The following is an 18,173-nucleotide window of genomic DNA, read 5'->3' on the forward strand; positions in this document are numbered from 1 at the left end:
GCGCGATGGTGGCGGCGGTGACGCGCAGCCGCCCCTCGGTGCCGGTGAGGGTGCAGCCGGGGCGGACCGGCAGGCCGGCGGCGCGGGCGGCCTCGACCAGTTCGCCGGACGGATCGGGCCGGAGATCGGCGATCGCGGCGATGCGGGCGCCGGCGCGGTGCAGGGCGAGGGCGGCGGCATAGGCGGAATCGTGCGCGGTGAAGACGACGGCGTTGCGGCCCGGCAGCACGCCGTAGCGGGTGACGTAGGTGCGCGCGGCGTCGGCCAGCATGATGCCGGGGCGGTCGTTGTCGGGGAAGGCGAGGGGGCGCTCGATGGCGCCGGTGGCGATCACCACCTCGCGGGCGCGGACCTGCCAGAGCCGGCCGCGGGGCTGGGTGTCGTCGGGTTCGCCGAGATGATCGGTGAGGTCCTGGGCGAGGCCGATCATGTTGTGCGGGAAATAGCCGAAGGCGATGGTGCGCGGCAGGATGGTGACCTGGCCGGCGGCCTGCAGCCAGCTCAGGCGGGTGGCGAGGAAGCTCGCTGCATTGGTGCCATCGAGCGTCGCATCCGTCTCGGCGAGGAGGGCGCCGCCAAGCTCGGCCTGTTCGTCGCACAGGATCACCCGCGCGCCGGAGGACGCGGCGGCGAGGGCGGCCTCGATGCCGGCGGGGCCGGCGCCGACCACCAGCACGTCGCAATGGGCGTAGCGCTGGGCGTAGCAGGCGGCGTCCGCCGCCTCCGGGGCGCGGCCGAGGCCGGCCATGGCGCGGATGCGCGGCTCGAAGAACCGCGTCCACGCCGCCTTCGGCCACATGAAGGTCTTGTAGTAGAAGCCGGCGGGGATGAATTTCCAGAACAGGTCGGTGAGGCCGGCGAAGTCGCGTTCGAGCGAGGGGGAGCGGTTCTGGCTTTCGGCGACCAGGCCATCATGCAGGACGACCTGGGTGGCGCGCAGGTTGGGGGTGTAGTGCCCCTCGTCGCGGCCGACGCCGACCAGGGCGTTCGGCTCCTCGGCGCCGGCGGTCAGGATGCCGCGCGGACGATGATACTTGAAGGAACGGCCGACCAGGTGGACGCCGTTGGCGAGCAGGGCCGAGGCCAGCGTGTCGCCCGGATGGCCGGCATAGGCGCGGCCGTCGAAACGGAAGGCGAGGGTGCGGGAGCGGTCGATCCGCCCGCCCTCGGCAAGCCGGAAGCTCTGGCTCATCGTGCGGCTCCGCGGTCGATCATGTCGGTGTAGGTGTTGCGGCGGAGGTTGAAGAAGCGGCCGCAGCCATGGGCGTGGCGCCAGCGTTCCTCGAAATCGCCGCGGGCGTTGCGGCGGATGTAGAGATAGTCGGTCCAGCCCGCGTCATCGACGGCGCGCGGGTCGGCGGCGCGGACGCGGTGGGCCTCGCCGCCATAGGCGAACTCGATTTCCGGACGGTCGCCGCAATGCGGGCAGGGGATCAGCAGCATGGCGGGACTCCTCAGTGCGCGACCGCGGCGGCGGCGGCCTCGTCGATCAGCCGGCCCTCGGCGAAACGCTCGAGGCTGAAGGGCGCGTTGATCGGGTGCGGTTCGTCGCGGGCGATGGTGTGGGCGAAGAGATCGGCGGAGCCGGGCGTGGCCTTGAAGCCGCCGGTGCCCCAGCCGCAATTGACGTAGAGGCCGGGGACCGGCGTTTTCGCGATGATCGGCGAGCGGTCCGGCGTGACGTCGACGATGCCGCCCCAGTTGCGCAGCATGCGCATGCGGCGGAACATCGGGAACAGCTCGCAGATCGCCTCCAGCGTGTGCATCGAGATGTGCAGCGCGCCGCGCTGGCTGTAGGAGATGTAGGCATCCGTGCCGGCGCCGATGACCAGCTCGCCCTTGTCCGACTGGCTGATATAGGCGTGGATCGTGTTCGACATGACGACGCAGGGAAAGCACGGCTTCACCGGCTCGGAGACCAGCGCCTGCAGCGGGAAGCTTTCGAGCGGCATGCGCAGCCCGGCCATCGCCATCACCACCGAGGTGTTGCCGGCGGCGACCACGCCGACGCGCTTCGTCGCGATCGGGCCGCGGGTGGTCTGCACGCCGCTGACGCGGCCGGAGGCGTCGCGGTCGATGCCGGTGACCTCGCAGTTCTGGATGATGTCGACGCCGAGGGCGCTGGCGGCGCGGGCATAGCCCCAGGCGACGGCATCGTGCCGCGCCGTGCCGCCGCGCCGCTGCAGCGCGCCGCCGGTGACCGCGTGGCGCATGCCGGGGGCGATGTTCAGCGGCGGGCAGAAGGCCTTCGCCTGTTCGGGGGTGAGCCATTCGTTGTCGACGCCGTTGAGGCGGTTGGCATGGACGTGGCGGCGGAAGACCTGTTCGTCGTGCACGTTGTGGGCGAGCATCAGCACGCCGCGCTGCGAGAACATGACGTTGTAGTTCAGGTCGGCCGAGAGGCCTTCCCAGAGTTTCAGCGCGTGGTCGTAGAGTGCGGCGCTTTCGTCGAACAGGTAGTTCGAGCGGATGATGGTGGTGTTGCGGCCGGTGTTGCCGCCGCCGATCCAGCCCTTTTCCAGCACGGCGATGTTGCGCATGCCGTGCTTGCGGGCGAGGTAGTAGGCGGTGCCGAGGCCGTGGCCGCCGCCGCCGATGATGACCGCGTCATAGCCGGGCTTCGGGGCGGCATCGCGCCACTGGGCCTGCCAGCCGGCCTGGCCGTCGAGCGCGCGCCTGATGAGGGCAAGGGCGGAAAAACGCTGCATTCAAAACTCCTGTCGGCAGTGACAATGCCATGCCGGACCGCGCCGCACATCGCGCGATACGCCGCCGGGGTTGTATCGAAGCGACATGCGTCTGATCATTTCCGCCGTGCCGCTCACCGGCTGTCAGCGCTGGGCGGTTTGCCAGCGTTCGGCGCGATGGAACGGCGCGTTGCTCGGCGGCAGCGGGTCGCGGCCGCGGATGTGGTCGGCCGCCTTCTCGCCGATCATGATGGTGGGCGCGTTGAGATTGCCGTTGGTGATGCGCGGCATGATCGAGGAATCGGCGACGCGCAGGCGCTCGACGCCGATGACGCGGGTTTCGGGATCGACCACCGCGAGCGGATCGGCGGCATCGCCCATGCGGCAGGTGCCGCTGGGGTGGTAGGCGCTTTCGACGGCGCCGCGGATGAAGGCGTCGATCTCCGCATCGGTGGTGACATCGGCGCCAGGGGCGATTTCGGCGCCGCGAAAGGGAGCGAAGGCCTCCTGCGCGAAGATCTCGCGGGTGAGGCGCACGCAGGCGCGCATGTCCGCCCAGTCCTGCTTCTCGCTCATGTAGTTGAAGAAGATCCGCGGCGGGGTCGCCGGATTGCGGTCGCGCAGGCGGACCCAGCCGCGGCTGTTCGAGCGCATCGGGCCGACATGGGCCTGGAAGCCGTGCTGGGTGGCGTGGGCGCGGCCATCGTAGCGGATGGCGACGGGGAGGAAGTGATACTGGATGTCGGGGTATTCGACGCCGGGGCGCGAGCGGATGAAGCCGCAGCTCTCGAAATGGTTGGTGGCGCCGAGACCGTCGTGGAACAGCAGCCAGCGCAGGCCGATCATCGCCTTGGCGAGCGGGTTCATCGCCGAATACAGCGTGATCGGCCGGGTGCAGGCGACCTGGAAGTAGAATTCGAGGTGGTCCTGCAGGTTCTCGCCGACACCGGGACGGTCGGCCACGACGTCGATGCCGAGCGCGGCGAGTTCGGCGGCGGGGCCGATGCCGGACCGCTTGAGCAGTTGCGGCGAGTTGATGGCGCCGGCGGCGAGGATCACCTCGCGGCGGGCGCGGGCGACGATGTCCTGCCCGAAGCGGCGATAGGCGACACCGCTGGCCGCCTTGCCGGCGAAGACGATGTGCGAGACCAGGCTGCGCGCGTGCAGGGTGAGGTTGGGGCGGTTGCGGATCGGCCGCAGATAGGCGTTCGCCGTGCTCCAGCGGCGGCCGCGATGGACGGTCATGTCCATCCGGCCGAAGCCTTCCTGCTGGTAGCCGTTGACATCGTCGGTGACGGGGTAGCCGGCCTGACGCCCGGCCTCGATGAAGGCGCGGTAGAGCGGGTTGGCGAGGCGGCCGTAGCTGGTGTGCAGCGGGCCGGAATCGCCGCGATAGGCGTCGCCGCCCTCGGCACGGGTTTCGGCGCGGCGGAAATAGGGCAGCACGTCGCGCCAGCCCCAGCCGCGCGCGCCCATTTCCTCCCAGTGCTCGAAATCCATCGCGTTGCCGCGGATGTAGACGAGGCCGTTGATCGAGGAGGAGCCGCCGAGCACCTTGCCGCGCGGCGTGTGCATCCGCCGCCCGCCGAGATGCGGCTCGGGCTCGCTGTGATAGCCCCAGTCGTACTTCCTGGTGTTCATCGGGATCGACAGCGCGCTCGGCATCTGGATGAAGGGCGAGCGGTCGGAGCCGCCGAATTCGAGCAGCAGCACGGTGGCGCTGCCATCCTCGGTGAGGCGGTTCGCCATCGCGCAGCCGGCGGAACCGGCGCCGACGATGATGTAGTCGTATTCGCTGGGCATTTTCTAACGCCTCGTCAGTAAGGGGAGTCCACGGGCGCAAGGGCGACGTAGACGCTCTTGATCTCGGTATAGGCGTCGATCGCGGCGCGGCTGTTCTCGCGGCCGTAGCCGGACTGCTTCATGCCGCCGAAGGGAAGCTCGATCGGTGTGATGTTGTAATGATTGATCCAGCAGGTGCCGGCTTCAAGGCGGGCGACGAGCGTGTGGGCGCGGGCGAGATCGCGGGTGAAGACGGCGGCGGCGAGGCCGTAGGGGGTGGCGTTGGCGCGGGCGATGGCGTCGTCCTCGTCGTCGAAGGCGAGGACCGACATCACGGGGCCGAAGATTTCCTCGCGCGCGATCGTCATGCCATCGGCGCAGCCGGCGAAGATGGTGGGTTCGATGAAGGTGTTGCCGGCGGGAACGCCCTCGGTGCGGCGCTTTCCGCCGCAGACGAGGCGCGCGCCCTCGCGAAGGCCGGCCTCGATGAAGCCCATGACGCGGTCGGCGTGTTCGGGCGAGATCAGCGCGCCGATCTCGGTGGCGGGATCGAGCGGATCGCCGATGACGAGGCGCTGGGCGCGGGTGGCGAGGGCTTCGACGAAACGGTCGTGCACCGAGCGGTGGACGAAGACGCGCGTGCCGTTCGAGCAGATTTCGCCGGAGGAGTAGAAATTCGCCAGCATCGCGGCGGCGGCGGCGCTGTCGAGATCGGCATCGGCGCAGACGATGAGCGGGGATTTGCCGCCGAGTTCGAGGGTGACGCGCTTGAGGCTGGCCGCGGCTTCGGCGGCGACGGCTTTGCCGGTGGGGACCGAGCCGGTGAGCGAGATTTTCGCGACGTCGGGGTGGCGGACGAGGGCGAGGCCGGTTTCGCCGAAGCCGTTGACGACGTTGAACAGCCCGTCCGGCAGGCCGGCCTCGCGGTAGATCGCGGCGAGTTCGAACGCGGTCAGCGGGGTTTGCGGCGCGGGCTTGAAGATCACCGCGTTGCCGCAGGCGAGGGCGGGGGCGGATTTCCAGCAGGCGATCTGCAGCGGGTAGTTCCAGGCGCCGATCGCGGCGACGACGCCGAGCGGCTCGCGCCTGGTGTAGCCGAAGGCGGCGGGCCCGAGATCGACCGACTCGCCGGTGATCGAGGCGGCGAGACCGCCGAAATATTCGAGGCATTCGGCGCCGGAAATGACATCGACAACGCTGGTTTCGGCGATCGGGCGGCCGGTATCGAGCGTTTCGGTGCGGGCGAGTTCGTCGTTGCGTTCCCGCAATATCGACGCGGCGCGCAGCAGGATGCGCCCGCGTGCCGCCGCGGGGGTGGCGGCCCAGGCGCGCTGGGCCTCGCGCGCGGCGGCGACGGCGGCGGCGACGGTTTCGGCGTCGGCGATCTCGATCTCGGCCAGCACGCCGCCGGTGGCGGGGTTGCGGGTTTCGAAACGCGCGAGGCCGGCGCGCGACCACGGGCCGCCGGCGATGAAGTTGCGGCGGGGTTCGCCTGTCATGGCAGGGCTCCGGTTCAGCTGGGGGCGAGGGCGGGGGTGGGGCTCGCGTCGGTCATCGTGGCGCGGCCGGCATGGGTGAGGGCGTCGAGCACCTCGTTGGCGCCGCACCAGCCGACGATGCAGCCGTCTTCGGCGACCAGCACGGGATGGCCGCTGCGCTGGCGCTGCTCGACGACATCCTTCAGCAGATGCGTGGTCTCGACGATGCCGACGGCACCTTCCGGTGTCGCGGTTTCGCCATCGACCGGATGGACGGCGATCGCCGCGCCGTTGCAGGAAAGACCGTCCAGCGTGCCGTCGGGGCGGAGCGAGAGGCGGTAGTGCGAGCGGTCGTCGGTGAAGCTGAATTGGGCACCCTGGGCATCGTCCCCGGTATCGAGCGGGCGCATCAGCGAGGCGGCGCGGATGGCGGTGAGCGGGTTCATGTGGCGGACGAATTCGGCGACATAGTCGGTGGCGGGACGCAGCACGATGTCTTCCGGCGCGCCGACCTGGATCACCCGGCCGTCCTTCATGATCGCGATGCGGTTGCCGAGTTTCAGCGCCTCGTCGAGATCGTGGGTGACGAAGATGATCGTCTTGTGCATGCTCTGCTGCAGGGAGAGCAGCTCGTCCTGCAGCTTGTTGCGGATCAGCGGGTCGAGCGCGGAGAAGGGCTCGTCCATCAGCAGGATGTCGGGGTCGGTGACGAGGGCGCGGGCGAGGCCGACGCGCTGCTGCATGCCGCCCGAAAGCTCGTGCGCGTGTTTCTCCGCCCAGGGCAGCAGGCCGACGAGATCGAGCCAGCGGTCGACCGCCTCGCGGGTTTCGGCGGCGCCGGTGCGGCGCAGTTCGAGGCCGAGTTCGACATTGCGGCGGACGGTGCGCCAGGGCAGCAGGGCGAATTGCTGGAAGACCATCGAGACCGCGCGGTTGCGCAGGGCGCGCAGCGCGGCCGGGGCGGGGTTGGTCATGTCGACCGTCTGGTCGCCATGGCGGATCAGGATGCGGCCGCGGGAAATCCGGTTCAGGCCGTTGACCGCGCGCAGCACGGTGGTCTTGCCCGAGCCGGACAGGCCCATGATGACGAAGATCTCGCCTTTCGCGATCTCGAGATTCACATCGGCGGCGCCGACGACGACGCCGGTGGACTCGATGATGTCGGCGCGGGTCTTGCCGGCATCGAGCATGGCGGTGGCGGCGGCGAGCCGGGTGCGGCCGGCACGGCCCTCGGCGGGCGGGAAGAGAATGTCGACATTCTCGAAACGCGCTGCGAATTCGGTGCTCATGCGTTTTCGCGCTCCGGCCGGAACACCCGATCGAGGATGACCGCCACGATGACGATGGCGAGACCGGAGGTGAAGCCCCGGCCGATCTGCACGGTTTCCATGGCCTCGACCACGGGTTCGCCGAGACCGCCGGCGCCGACCAGCGCGGCGATGACCACCATCGACAGGCTCAGCATGATGACCTGGGTGAGACCGGCGAGGATCGTCGGCATGGCCGCCGGGATCTCGACCTTCCAGAGCAGTTCCCAGGGCGAGGCGCCGAAGGCCTGGCCCGCCTCGATCAGCGGGCGGGGGACGTTGACGATGCCGACATAGGTGAGGCGGACCGGGGTGGGCACCACGAAGACGACCGTCGAGATCAGGCCGGGCACGCTGCCGAGGCCGAAGAGCACCAGCGTCGGGATCAGGTAGACGAAGGTGGGCAGCGTCTGCATCAGGTCCAGCACGGGGCGCAGGATTCGGTAGAGCGTCGGGTGGTGCGCGGCGGCGACGCCGAGCGGCACGCCGATCAGCATGCAGGCGAGGGTGGCGTAGGCGACCAGCGAGAGCGTCTCGATCGTCCGGCCCCAGTAGCCCTGGTTGAGCACGAAGGTGAGCGCGATCAGCACGAACAGCGCGAGCTTCCAGGATTTCTTGAAATACCAGGTCAGTCCGGCAAAGATCACGATCAGGATGAGCGGCGAGACCCAGTTGAGCGCGCCGGTCGTGTTGTCGAGCAGGAAACCCAGCACATCCGAAAGGACGTTGAAGAATCCCTGGAAGTTGTTTTTCAGCGCGTCGATCGCCGCCGTCGCCCATGCCCCGAGGGGGATGACATGGTGGACGATCCAGTGCTGGACGCCATCTAGCCCGTTCATCGGTCAGCCTCCGTGATCCGGCGCGCGGTGGAGGGCCGCCGCGCGCCGGAGGTTCACCCGTTTCAGTCCGACTTCAGGCTGGCGAGCACCGCCGCCGCGCCCGGCTTGCCGTCGACCGTGGTGACGCCGTCGAGGGTTTTCTTGACCCAGGCGGGATGCGCCTTCAGCCAGGCGGCGGCGACGGCGGGGGCCTCCTGATGCTTGACCTGGACGTCGTACATCATCTTGTTCTCGTCGCCGACCGACAGGTAGAAATGGTGCAGCAGGACGCCGACATTCGGGCAGTCCTTGGCGTAGTTGTGGCGCGTGTTGATGTAGAGCGTCGCCTCGCCTTTGTGAGGACCGAAATAGTCCCGGCCGCCGGTGAGGTAGTTGATGTGGAACTCGACGTTCATCGGCTCGGGTTCCCAGCCGAGGAAGACGATGTCCTTCTTCTTCGGGTATTTGCGGGCGACCTCGGCGAGCATGCCGGCCTCGCTCGACTGCACGAGATGGAACTTGCCGAGGTCGAACTTGTTCGCCTTGATCATGGCGAGGATATGCAGGTTGCCGTCGTTGCCCGGCTCGATGCCGTAGATCTTGTAGTTCAGTTCCTTGGCGAACTTGTGGATGTCGGCGAAGGTCTTCAGGCCCTTCTCGTAGAGGTAGTGCGGCACCACGAGCGTGTATTTGGCGTGCTTGAGGTCGGGGCCGATGACGTCGATCTCGTGCTTCTTCTCGTAGGGCGTGGTGGTCGGGTTCTGCGACGGTGTCCAGTTGTCGAGGAAGACGTCGATCTTGCCGTTGCTGAGACCGGCATACATCACCTCCAGCGAGTAGAGGTTGATGTCGGTCTTGTAGCCGAGCGCCTGGGCGACCGTCGAGAAGACCGCGTTCTGGACCACATTGTCGGTCCAGCCGATATTGGCCATGCGGATCGTCTTGCACGAGGCGGGAACCGCCGCGTGGGCGATGCCCAGACTCATCGTGATTGACGCCAGCGCTGCGCCGATTGTGTATTTTTTCATTGTTTTCCTCTGCTCCGTTGAAAGTCCCTGTTGCGGTCCCGCGACCGGCCTGTCCCTGCCCTGTCCCTGGAATTTTTCATCGTTCTTTCATGCGTATAGCGTATGATAGACGACGGACTGTCTTGCATGGAACCGACGCCGGGCTTGCATGGTTCCGTTTGTGCGGCGCACCCTTCAGTGGGGCGGCGCGGCCGAGGAGAGATTCACGATGACGACGCCGGCGGCGATGACGGCGATGCCGAACATCGTGGCGGGGGACAGCGACTGTCCGAACCGGAGCCAGCCGACGGCGCTGATGAGCACGATGCCCGCGCCGCTCCAGATTGCGTAGACGACGCCGATCGGCATCGTCCTGACGATGATCGCAAGGAGGTAGAAGGCGGCTGCGTACAACATCAGCGTGCCGATCGTCTGGACCGGCAGGGTGAAGCCGTCGGAGGCCTTCAGGAACGACGTTCCCGCCACCTCGCACGCGATCGCGATGGCGAGCAGGAAGTAGGACTTGAGCTCGTTCATCCCGCCGATGATCGACGCAAAGCGGGGGGCGGTCAACCCGCGACGACGCCGGAAAGGCCCGCGACGGTTTGACATCATCGCGGAATTGCTGGAAATTTCAGGAAAATCGGGAAGCGGAATAATGACGGGTGCGACGGCCGACGCCGCGCGATCGGGACTCGTTTCGCTTTGGGAACGAAATTTTGCGGCGCGGCATTTTGTCGCGCGGGGAGGAAATGTCGGATCTGAACAAGCGAAACAGCGATTCGATTCAAGACGTGACGATGTACACGTAGAATTTATACAATTGCGAAAAGATCGAATAATCGCGGAAGAAAATGAACAGGGATTGACGTTGGAGGTGAGAGCCGCAGGATTTCCGTCTCTCGTGCACGGCGGTGTTTCATGGCTGGTGGCGCGGGGTTTTGCGAACATGGACGTCTTGCGAAAATCGTTTCCTTGAGCGGTGGAACTGCCATTCGGCCGACAGCCCGATGACCTGGTTTCGGGAGGGAGAATGGTTGTGCCCGGCGAGATGCCGTTGCGATGCGCATCTGCGACGCGCGCCGCCGCTCGGCGCAATGCCAGTCACGACAGAGACCGAAGATTTTCCAACAACAACAGGGTAGTGCAATGAGAACGAAAAGACTGATCGACCGGAAGCTTCTCGCCGGAGCCAGCGTGCTGGCGCTGATGGCCTTCGCATCGCCGGCCTTCGCGATGAACCTGCCGTCGCCGCAGAAATTCGAGGCCGGGCCGCTCGGCACGCTCGATGTGAGCGGCGGGTTCGACGGATTTTTCTACGGCATTTCCGGCGCCGGCACGAGCAGCATTCTGGGCAACCAGAAGTCCGCCGGGGCCGAGGCGCGGGTTCTCGAACTGACGGTGACGAAATCCTCCGGTCCGATCCAGTTCACCCTCGACGTCAAGCCGGACGACTCGCTGTATTTCGGCGTGCAGCCTCAGGCGATGAACGCCCATACCTTCTCGCTCGGGCCGGTCTATGCCGCCTACGTCACCTGGGCGCCGACGGCGAATTTCAACATCTCGGTCGGCCAGGTGTATTCGACGGAAGGCTGGGAATCCTCGACCGACTGGAAGAACGCCAACCTGATCGACTCGCCGCTCTACTACGTCGAGAACTCGTCGAGCCGCGGCGTGCAGGCTAGCTACACCTATGGCAAGCTGTCGGCCACGCTGACCTTCGGCGACGGTTTCGATACCGGGGTGTTCAACACGTTCCAGGAGCTGGTGACCTATTCGTTCGACAGCAACAACGCGCTGTCCTTCTACGGCACCCAGAATGTCGGCTTTACCGGGCCGAACACCCATGCCTATGGCTCGACCAGCACGGCCTATGCCAACAGCTTCACCGGCTATGGCTATAACGCCTACAATCCGGCCTACGAAAATTCGGACATGTATGGCGCTTACTATTCCTACACCCACGGCAACCTGAACGTGGTGCCCGAGGTGCAGTATGTCTATTCCAAGCCGAACAGCCGGCTTGGACTCAACAAGTTCACCAGCAATTTCGGCGCCGAGGTCATCACCAATTACCAGTTCGGCAAGTCGCCCTGGTCGCTCGGCAGCATGGTGTTCTACTACAAGAATATCGGGCCGCAGGCCTGGTATCTGAACGCCAACTCGTCCGGCTTCGGCATCGGCGTCACCCCGTCCTGGATCAAGGGGCACTTCTTCGTCCGCGGCGAGGTGGGCTTGCTGCACCTGACCGATCTTGGCACGCCGGCTGTCGGCGGTGGTTTCGGCAACAGCGGGACCGACCGCAACCAGGTGATGGGCGTGCTCGCCGCCGGTATCGTGTTCTGACGCTTCTCGTTTCACGAAACCTTCACATCCGGCCGCCCCTCGCGGCGGCCGGACATTATGGGCGGGGCCGTCGCCTCGGGTTATATGGTCGCCGCCGCATCGGCAGCGCGCTTGGGCGCGGGCCGGTCGAGGACGTAAGGAAGCAAGGAAGAAAGACATGGCCGACCTGATCTCATCGCCGCGCCGCACATTCCTCAAACTCGCCGGCGCCGGGCTCGGCGCGGGCCTGCTGCCCGCCGCGGGCCGCGCCGCATCGCCCGCGCTGGTGAGCGCCGCGAAGCACGAGGGGCAGCTCAACACCATCGCGCTGCCGCCGGACTGGGCGAATTACGGCGAGATCATCGCGACGTTCCAGAAGAAATACGGGATCACCATCCACAACGCGGCGCCGGATGACAGCTCGGCGCAGGAATTGCAGTCGATCCGCTCGCTCAAGCACCAGTCGCGCGGGCCGGACGTAGTCGATGTCGGGCCGGCCTTCGCGCTGAACGGCGCGCAGGAAGGGCTGTTCCGGCCCTACAAGGTCGCGACCTGGGACAGCATTCCGGCCTCGATGAAGGACCCGAACGGGCTGTGGTACGGCGACTATTTCGGCCTGGTGTCGTTCGGCATCAACCGCTCGGTCTCGAAGGCGGTGCCGCATGACTGGGCCGACCTGAAGAAGCCGGAATTCAAGGGCATGGTCGCGCTGAACGGCAGCCCGCTCGGCGCCGGGGCGGCGTTCGCCGCGGTGGTGGCGGCCGCACTCGCCAATGGCGGCTCGCTCGACAACATCATGCCGGGCATCGAGTTCTTCGCCGATCTCGCCAAGCGCGGCAATTTCAACCCCTCGGCCGCGACGGCGGCGAGCCTCGTCTCTGGCCAGACGCCGGTGGTGATCAACTGGGATTACCTGAACCTCGCCCAGGCGAAGAAGGCGAAGGGGATGACGCCGATCGACACGGTCATTCCCGAGGGGGCGACGCCGTATGGCGCGTTCTACTGCCAGGCGATCAGCAAGTTCGCGCCGCACCCGAAGGCGGCCGAGCTGTGGCAGGAGTTCATCTATTCCGACGAGGGGCAGCTTCTCTATCTCAAGGGCTTCGCCCATCCGGCGCGGTTCTCGGCGATGGCGAAGGCGGGGGCCATTCCGAAATCGCTGATGGCGGAACTGCCGCCGGCCAAGCCGTATGGCGAGGCGGTGTTCGCCAACGACGCGCAGACGAAGAAGGCGCAGCAGCTGCTGGCGGCCAACTGGACGAAGCTCGTCAAGGCGTGAGTTTCCGGTTCAAGGCCGGCGAGGGCGGCGGGCTGACGCTCGCCTTCGTCGGCCCGCTCGTCGTTTACGTGATCGCCTTCCTCGTGCTGCCGACGCTGATGCTGCTGGCGGAGGCGTTCTCGGGCAAGCACGGGCTGACGCTGAAATATGTCGCTGCGCTGGGCCAGGGGCAGACGGTGGTCGCGTTCCGCAACTCGCTCGTGCTGTCGGCGCTGGCGGCGCTGGTCGGCGTGATCGCCGGCGGGATCGCCGCCTACCTGGTGCTGCGGCCGGGCATGCCGCGGGGCGTCCGCTCGCTGGTGACGAGCTTCAGCGCGGTGGCGGCGAATTTCGCCGGCGTGCCGCTGGCCTTCGCCTTCATCGCGACGCTGGGCAGCCTCGGCATCATCACGGTGTGGCTGAAATCGGTCGGGGTCGATCTCTACGGCATGGGATTCAGCCTGTATTCGCTGCCGGGCCTCGTGCTGGTCTATGCCTATTTCCAGATCCCGCTGATGATCATCGTGTTCACCCCGGCGCTGGAGGCGCTGCGGCGGGAGTGGCGGGAGGCGGCGGAGAATCTCGGCGCCTCCGCCTTCGATTACTGGCGGCATGTCGGGTTGCCGATTTTGCTCCCCTCGCTGCTCTCGGCGTTCATCCTGCTGTTCGGCAACGCCTTCTCGGCCTATGCGACGCCCTATGCGCTGACCTCGGGGATCGTCGCGCTGGTGCCGGTGGAGATCAGCAACGTGCTGTCGGGCAATGTGATGATCTCGCAGCAGACCGGGGCGGCGCTGGCACTCGGGATGATCGTGGTGATGGTCGCGGTGATGGGCGTCTATGCGCTGGCAGCGCGGCGGATCGGCCGTTGGGGGCGGCGATGAGGGGCGTGCTCGGACGGTTGCTGCCGGAGGCCTGGCTCGGGCTGCTCGGCCTGTATTTCCTGGTCCCGCTGCTCGCGACGGGCGCGTTCAGCCTGTGGGAAGGCGGCTCGCGCTACGGGTTCGCCGCCTATGTGGCGCTGTTCCACCAGCCGAAGCTCTGGCAGAGCCTGTTCCTCTCGGTGCGGCTGGCGGTGGAGACGATCCTGCTCGGGCTCATCGTGCTGGTGCCGGCGGTGTTCTGGCTGAACCTGCGGGTGCCGCGGCTGCGGCCGGTGTTCGATTTCATCTCGGTGCTGCCCTTCGTGGTGCCGCCGATCGCGCTGGTCGCCGGGATGACGGCGCTCTACACGGGGCCGGACTGGCTGGTCGGCACCCCCAATTATCTGGTGATACCCTACGTGATCCTCGCATTGCCCTATACCTATCGCGCGCTCGATCTCGGCATGCGCGTGCTCGACCTGCGCACCATGACCGAGGCGTCGCAGAGCCTCGGCGCCGGCTGGGGGACGCTGATCTTCCGCGTCGTGGTGCCGAACCTGACGACGGCGCTGCTGGGCGCGGCGCTGCTGACGATCGCCATCGTGATGGGCGAGTTCACCTTCGCCAACATCCTGCTGTTCAACACTTTCGCCGTCTATATCAACTATGTCGGCCAGACTTCGGCGACGCAGGCCTCGGCGCTGACGCTGCTGAGCTTCCTGATCACCTGGCTGGCGATGCTCGGCGTGCTGGTCTCGGGCCGGGGCGGGCGCAGCGTGCAGATCGGAGGGGCGCGCTGATGCCGCATCTGGAAATCGACGGCGCGGTGAAGCGCTATGGCGGCAAGACCGTGCTGCACGGGATCGACCTCGCGCTGGGGCAGGGGGAGTTCGTCTCGCTGCTCGGGCCCTCGGGCTGCGGCAAGACGACGCTGCTGCGCATCGTCGCCGGGTTCGAGCGGCCGGATGGCGGGCGGGTGGTGCTGGCGGGGAGCGACATCACCGCCCTGCCGGCGGCGCGGCGCAACATGGGCATGGTGTTCCAGGCCTATTCGCTGTTCCCGAACATGACGGCGGAGGAGAATGTCCGCTTCGGGCTGAAGGTGCGGCGGGAGACGCCGGCGGCGCAGCAGGCGCGGGCGGCGGAGTTGCTGGCGCTGGTGGGGCTGGCCGAGCACGCGCGGAAATATCCGCACCAGCTCTCCGGCGGCCAGCAGCAGCGGGTGGCGTTGGCGCGGGCGCTGGCGATCCGCCCGGCGCTGCTGCTGCTCGACGAACCGCTGTCCGCGCTCGACGCCAAGGTGCGGGTGCAGCTGCGCGACGAGATCCGCCGCATCCAGCAGGAGACCGGGGTGACGACGCTGTTCGTCACCCATGACCAGGAGGAGGCGCTGTCGATCTCCGACCGGGTGGTGGTGATGCAGGAGGGACGGATCGCCCAGGCGGGGACGCCGGCGGAGATCTATGGCGAGCCGGCGAACATCTTCGTCGCGCGGTTCGTCGGCGCCGCGGCGGAACTGCGCGGCCGGGTGCGGGACGCCGAGGCCGGGCTGGTCGAGCTGTGCGGGCGGGCGGTGCCCGCGGCGCGGGCGCGCGGGCTGGCGGCGGGGTCGGACGTGCATGTGCTGCTGCGGCCGGAGACGGTGCGGCTCGGCCCGCCGGGGGCGGCGGAGGCGTTGCTGGAGGGGGTGGTCGCCTCGCGGGTTTTCTTCGGCGCGCTGACGTCGATCCGCATCGAGGTGGATGGCGGCTTCAGTCTCGCGGCGGCGATGCCGAGTGCGGAGGCTGGCGCTGTGGCACAGGGCAGCCGGGTTTCGATCTGGTGGGACGGGGAGGCGCCGCGGGTGCTGGCCGCCGGATGATCCCCGAGGGCGCGATCGAGGCGGCGAAGGCCGCGGCGGAGGCCGCGCGGGCGGCGATCCGCCCGTATTTCCGCGCCGGCGTGGGTGCCGACGACAAGGCGGATGCGAGCCCGGTGACGGCGGCGGACCGGGCGGCGGAGACGGCGATGCGCGCGGCGCTGGCGCGGCACACGCCGGGGTTCGGGGTGATCGGCGAGGAATTCGGCGACGACCGGCGCGGGCGGTTCAACTGGGTGATCGACCCGATCGACGGGACGCGGGAATTCATCACCGGGCGGGCGAGTTTCGTGACGCTGATCGGCCTGGTCGAGGACGGCGTGCCGGTGCTCGGGCTGATCGACCAGCCGATGACCGGCGAGCGGTGGCTGGCGGCCGGCGGGCAGATCGAGTTCAGCGGCCCGTTCGGCGGGGTGCCGGGCTGCCGGCGGCGCGCGGCGCTGGGCGAGGCGGAACTCTCCTGCACCGGGCCGGAATGGTTCGCGCCGGCGCAGCGCGTGGCGTTCGACCGGCTCGGCCGGGCCTGCCGCCGGGTGTCGTGGGGCGACAATGCCTATGCCGCGGGACTGCTGGCGCTCGGCGCGATCGACATCATCGCCGAGGCCGGGCACAAGCCGTGGGACTGGGCGGCGTCGGTGCCGATCGTCGAGGCGGCGGGCGGGGCGATGTGCGACTGGTCGGGCCGGGCGCTGCGGCTCGACGCCGAGACCGACGGGACCGTGCTGATCCTGGGCGACCCGTCGCTGCGCGACGAGGCCCTTGCCACTCTTCGAGGTGACTCTTGCTGATTGCCCATATTTCCGACCTGCATGTCCGCCCGGTCGGCCGGCCGGCCAACCGCGTGGTCGAGACCAACATGATGGCCGAGCGCGTGCTGCGCCGGGTGGCGACGCTGGATCCGGCGCCGGAGGCGATCGTCATCACCGGCGATCTCGTGGATTGCGGGCGGGACGACGAATATGAGGAGCTGAACCGGCTGCTCGACCGCAAGCTGCCATGCCCGGTCTATGTGGTGCCCGGCAACCACGACCGGCGCGAGGCGTTCCGCGCGGCGCTGGGCCATTTGCCGGGGGTGACGGCGGATCCGGACTTCGTGCAGTATTCCGCCGATATCGGCCCGTTCCGGCTGATCATGCTCGACAGCGTGGTGCCGGGGGCGGGGCATGGCGAGCTGTGCCCGCAACGGCTCGCGTTTCTGGATGCGGCGCTGGAGGCGGCGGCGGGACGCAAGGTGCTGATCGGGCTGCATCATCCGCCGGTCATCACCGGGGTGGCGGCGATGGACAGCATCATGCTGCGCTCGTCCGAGGCGCTGCTGGCGCGGGCGGCGGCGCACGGAAATGTCGCGGCCATTCTCTCGGGGCATCATCACCGCGCGATCCATGCCGCGCATGGCGGCACGATGCTGCTGAGCGTGCCGGCCGCCGCGGGGCACCAGAGCGAGATCACCTTCGATCCGAAGGCGCGGGCCTATTTCCATCTGGAGCCGGGCGGCATTTTCCTGCTGCGCTGGACCGAGCCGGAGGGGCTGACGGCGATGCTCGACAGCGTGGGCGATCTGCCGGGGCCGTATCCGTTCGTCGTCGAGCCGGAGTATCCGGGCATGCGGCGGGCCGGCGCGGCCACCTGAGGCGGAGCGGGTCAGCCGGCGGCGAGGTCGAGCTCCCAGGTTTCGCTCTGGACCGGCTTGTCGAACTCCTCGTGGGTATGGACATCGACGATGCGGAACCCGTGCGCGGCGTAGATGCGGCGGGCGCTTTCAAGCACGGTGTGGGTCCATAGCGTCATCCGCCGGTAGCCGGTCTCGCGGGCGAAGCCGACGCAGGCCGAGACCAGGGCGTTGCCGATGCCGAGGCGGCGGGCGAAGGGCTCGACATAGAGCAGGCGCAGGCGGCTGAGCCCGTCGCCCTCGTCGGTGAGGAAGACCGAGCCGGCCATGACGCCCTCCATCTCGGCGATCCAGCACTGTTCGCGCCCGGGCTTGAAGTTGCGCAGGAAGGCGGAGGTGACCTCGCCCTCGATCACCTCGATCTGCCGGCCCCAGCCATAGGTCTCGCGATAGATGAGGGATTGCCGCGCGGCGATCTGCCCCATGTCGCCGGGCCGGAAGGGGCGCAGGGCGAAGCGGCGGGTCGAAGGGTCGCCGAGCAGGATGCGGGCGAGGGTGAGGGCGCCGACCAGGTCGCGCTGCTGGGCGGGGGCGAGGCCGTCGAGCGTGGTGGCGACGGCGTTGCGCTGGCGGCTGTCGAGATCGGCGAAGACGTCGCGCCCCGCGGGCGTGAGCGCGATTGGTCGGCGTCGGGCATCGCCGGCGGCCGGGCTGCGGGTGATCCAGCCGCGCTCCTCGAAGCGGCGCAGCACGCGGCTGACATGGCCGGCGTTGACGCCGAGGGCCGCGCGCAGGTCGGCGGCCAGCGGCGCTTCCGCCTGGGCGATTTCATAGAGCAGCCGGGCTTCGCCGAGGGTGAGTTCGGTGCCGAGGAACCGGGTGTCGAGCGCGCCGACGAAACGGGTGAAGAAACGGTTGAACGCGCGGACGCCATCCATTGCGTTATCCATAATTAATAATGCCATGAATTGTTGACTTGAGCAACCATTTCTTCGCGCACGTCTTTCGAGGGGCGAGACACCGTCAATTTGGCTCTCTGGCGTTCGGCAGACAGCCATTTGGATCGGCATCCCGGGAGAGAGAAGGTGCCGAGGCGGCGGGGCGGATCGATTCGGATTCATTTTGAATAAAGATTTAGACATTATGATCTAAAAAAATATTAATACATCGTATTTCGTTAC

At 68.0% G+C, this 18,173-nt stretch carries 18 protein-coding genes; 8 read left to right on the top strand and 10 right to left on the bottom strand.

Annotated elements, in window-relative coordinates:
- The 9 genes from RT91_RS15590 to RT91_RS15630 all read right to left on the bottom strand — a co-directional run.
- The coding region (locus tag RT91_RS15590) for a 2Fe-2S iron-sulfur cluster-binding protein (protein WP_035188273.1) at positions 1 to 1,192 on the bottom strand (1,192 nt) is incomplete at its 3' end.
- On the bottom strand, positions 1,189 to 1,443 hold the full coding sequence (locus tag RT91_RS15595) for a sarcosine oxidase subunit delta (RefSeq protein WP_007422480.1): 255 nt from the start codon (positions 1,441 to 1,443) through the stop codon (positions 1,189 to 1,191). The genes RT91_RS15595 and RT91_RS15590, both read right to left, overlap by 4 nt.
- Before the next feature lie 11 nt (positions 1,444 to 1,454).
- Complete coding sequence (locus RT91_RS15600) at positions 1,455 to 2,708, bottom strand: sarcosine oxidase subunit beta family protein (RefSeq protein ID WP_007422479.1); 1,254 nt, start codon at positions 2,706 to 2,708, stop codon at positions 1,455 to 1,457.
- Between the two features lie 123 nt (positions 2,709 to 2,831).
- Entirely contained in the window at positions 2,832 to 4,490 is a 1,659-nt protein-coding gene (gene betA / locus RT91_RS15605; protein ID WP_035188276.1) for a choline dehydrogenase, read from the bottom strand.
- 14 nt (positions 4,491 to 4,504) lie between these two features.
- Entirely contained in the window at positions 4,505 to 5,968 is a 1,464-nt protein-coding gene (betB, locus tag RT91_RS15610) for a betaine-aldehyde dehydrogenase (protein WP_007422477.1), read from the bottom strand.
- A gap of 14 nt (positions 5,969 to 5,982) precedes the next feature.
- Positions 5,983 to 7,236: a glycine betaine/L-proline ABC transporter ATP-binding protein gene (locus RT91_RS15615; protein WP_011941908.1), complete on the bottom strand. Its 1,254-nt coding sequence runs from the start codon at positions 7,234 to 7,236 to the stop codon at positions 5,983 to 5,985.
- Complete coding sequence (gene choW / locus RT91_RS15620) at positions 7,233 to 8,093, bottom strand: choline ABC transporter permease subunit (RefSeq protein WP_007422475.1); 861 nt, start codon at positions 8,091 to 8,093, stop codon at positions 7,233 to 7,235. The genes RT91_RS15615 and choW overlap by 4 nt, the downstream gene beginning before the upstream one ends.
- Positions 8,094 to 8,155: 62 nt before the next feature.
- Positions 8,156 to 9,100: an ABC transporter substrate-binding protein gene (locus tag RT91_RS15625; RefSeq protein ID WP_007422474.1), complete on the bottom strand. Its 945-nt coding sequence runs from the start codon at positions 9,098 to 9,100 to the stop codon at positions 8,156 to 8,158.
- A 174-nt stretch (positions 9,101 to 9,274) separates the two neighbouring features.
- Complete coding sequence (locus RT91_RS15630) at positions 9,275 to 9,616, bottom strand: multidrug efflux SMR transporter (RefSeq protein ID WP_035188278.1); 342 nt, start codon at positions 9,614 to 9,616, stop codon at positions 9,275 to 9,277.
- Here RT91_RS15630 and RT91_RS21585 point away from each other — a divergent pair.
- The 8 genes from RT91_RS21585 (at position 9,603) to RT91_RS15665 (ending at position 17,013) form a co-directional block, all read left to right on the top strand.
- Complete coding sequence (locus RT91_RS21585) at positions 9,603 to 10,058, top strand: hypothetical protein (RefSeq protein ID WP_152982849.1); 456 nt, start codon at positions 9,603 to 9,605, stop codon at positions 10,056 to 10,058. The genes RT91_RS15630 and RT91_RS21585 overlap by 14 nt on opposite strands.
- Before the next feature lie 170 nt (positions 10,059 to 10,228).
- Positions 10,229 to 11,425 (top strand): outer membrane beta-barrel protein, encoded by a 1,197-nt coding sequence (locus RT91_RS15635; protein ID WP_013639679.1) that lies wholly within the window; start codon positions 10,229 to 10,231, stop codon positions 11,423 to 11,425.
- Positions 11,426 to 11,582: 157 nt separating this feature from the next.
- Positions 11,583 to 12,683, top strand: coding sequence for an ABC transporter substrate-binding protein (locus tag RT91_RS15640; protein WP_011941905.1), 1,101 nt, complete (start codon positions 11,583 to 11,585; stop codon positions 12,681 to 12,683).
- Positions 12,680 to 13,546 carry an ABC transporter permease subunit gene (locus tag RT91_RS15645; protein WP_011941904.1) on the top strand — a complete coding sequence of 289 codons (867 nt, stop codon included), beginning with the start codon at positions 12,680 to 12,682 and terminating at the stop codon, positions 13,544 to 13,546. Before RT91_RS15640 ends, RT91_RS15645 begins: the two co-directional genes overlap by 4 nt.
- The gene (locus RT91_RS15650; protein ID WP_035188285.1) at positions 13,543 to 14,325 is read left to right on the top strand and encodes an ABC transporter permease; all 783 of its coding nucleotides are present in this window, start codon (positions 13,543 to 13,545) and stop codon (positions 14,323 to 14,325) included. The genes RT91_RS15645 and RT91_RS15650 overlap by 4 nt, the downstream gene beginning before the upstream one ends.
- Complete coding sequence (locus RT91_RS15655; RefSeq protein WP_011941903.1) at positions 14,325 to 15,386, top strand: ABC transporter ATP-binding protein; 1,062 nt, start codon at positions 14,325 to 14,327, stop codon at positions 15,384 to 15,386. The genes RT91_RS15650 and RT91_RS15655 overlap by 1 nt, the downstream gene beginning before the upstream one ends.
- A complete protein-coding gene (locus tag RT91_RS15660) occupies positions 15,383 to 16,171 on the top strand; it encodes an inositol monophosphatase family protein (protein ID WP_035188297.1) in 789 nt (262 codons plus the stop codon). The genes RT91_RS15655 and RT91_RS15660 overlap by 4 nt, the downstream gene beginning before the upstream one ends.
- Positions 16,165 to 17,013, top strand: a complete 849-nt coding sequence (locus RT91_RS15665; RefSeq protein ID WP_007421547.1) for a phosphodiesterase — start codon at positions 16,165 to 16,167, stop codon at positions 17,011 to 17,013. Before RT91_RS15660 ends, RT91_RS15665 begins: the two co-directional genes overlap by 7 nt.
- Before the next feature lie 11 nt (positions 17,014 to 17,024).
- Here the strand turns inward: RT91_RS15665 and RT91_RS15670 are convergent, their stop codons facing one another.
- Entirely contained in the window at positions 17,025 to 17,930 is a 906-nt protein-coding gene (locus RT91_RS15670) for a helix-turn-helix domain-containing GNAT family N-acetyltransferase (protein ID WP_231295370.1), read from the bottom strand.
- Positions 17,931 to 18,173: the final 243 nt, after the last annotated feature.

Origin of the sequence: Acidiphilium sp. JA12-A1 (assembly GCF_000724705.2) — a bacterium.
In the GTDB taxonomy this organism is placed as follows: Bacteria; Pseudomonadota; Alphaproteobacteria; order Acetobacterales; family Acetobacteraceae; genus Acidiphilium; species Acidiphilium multivorum.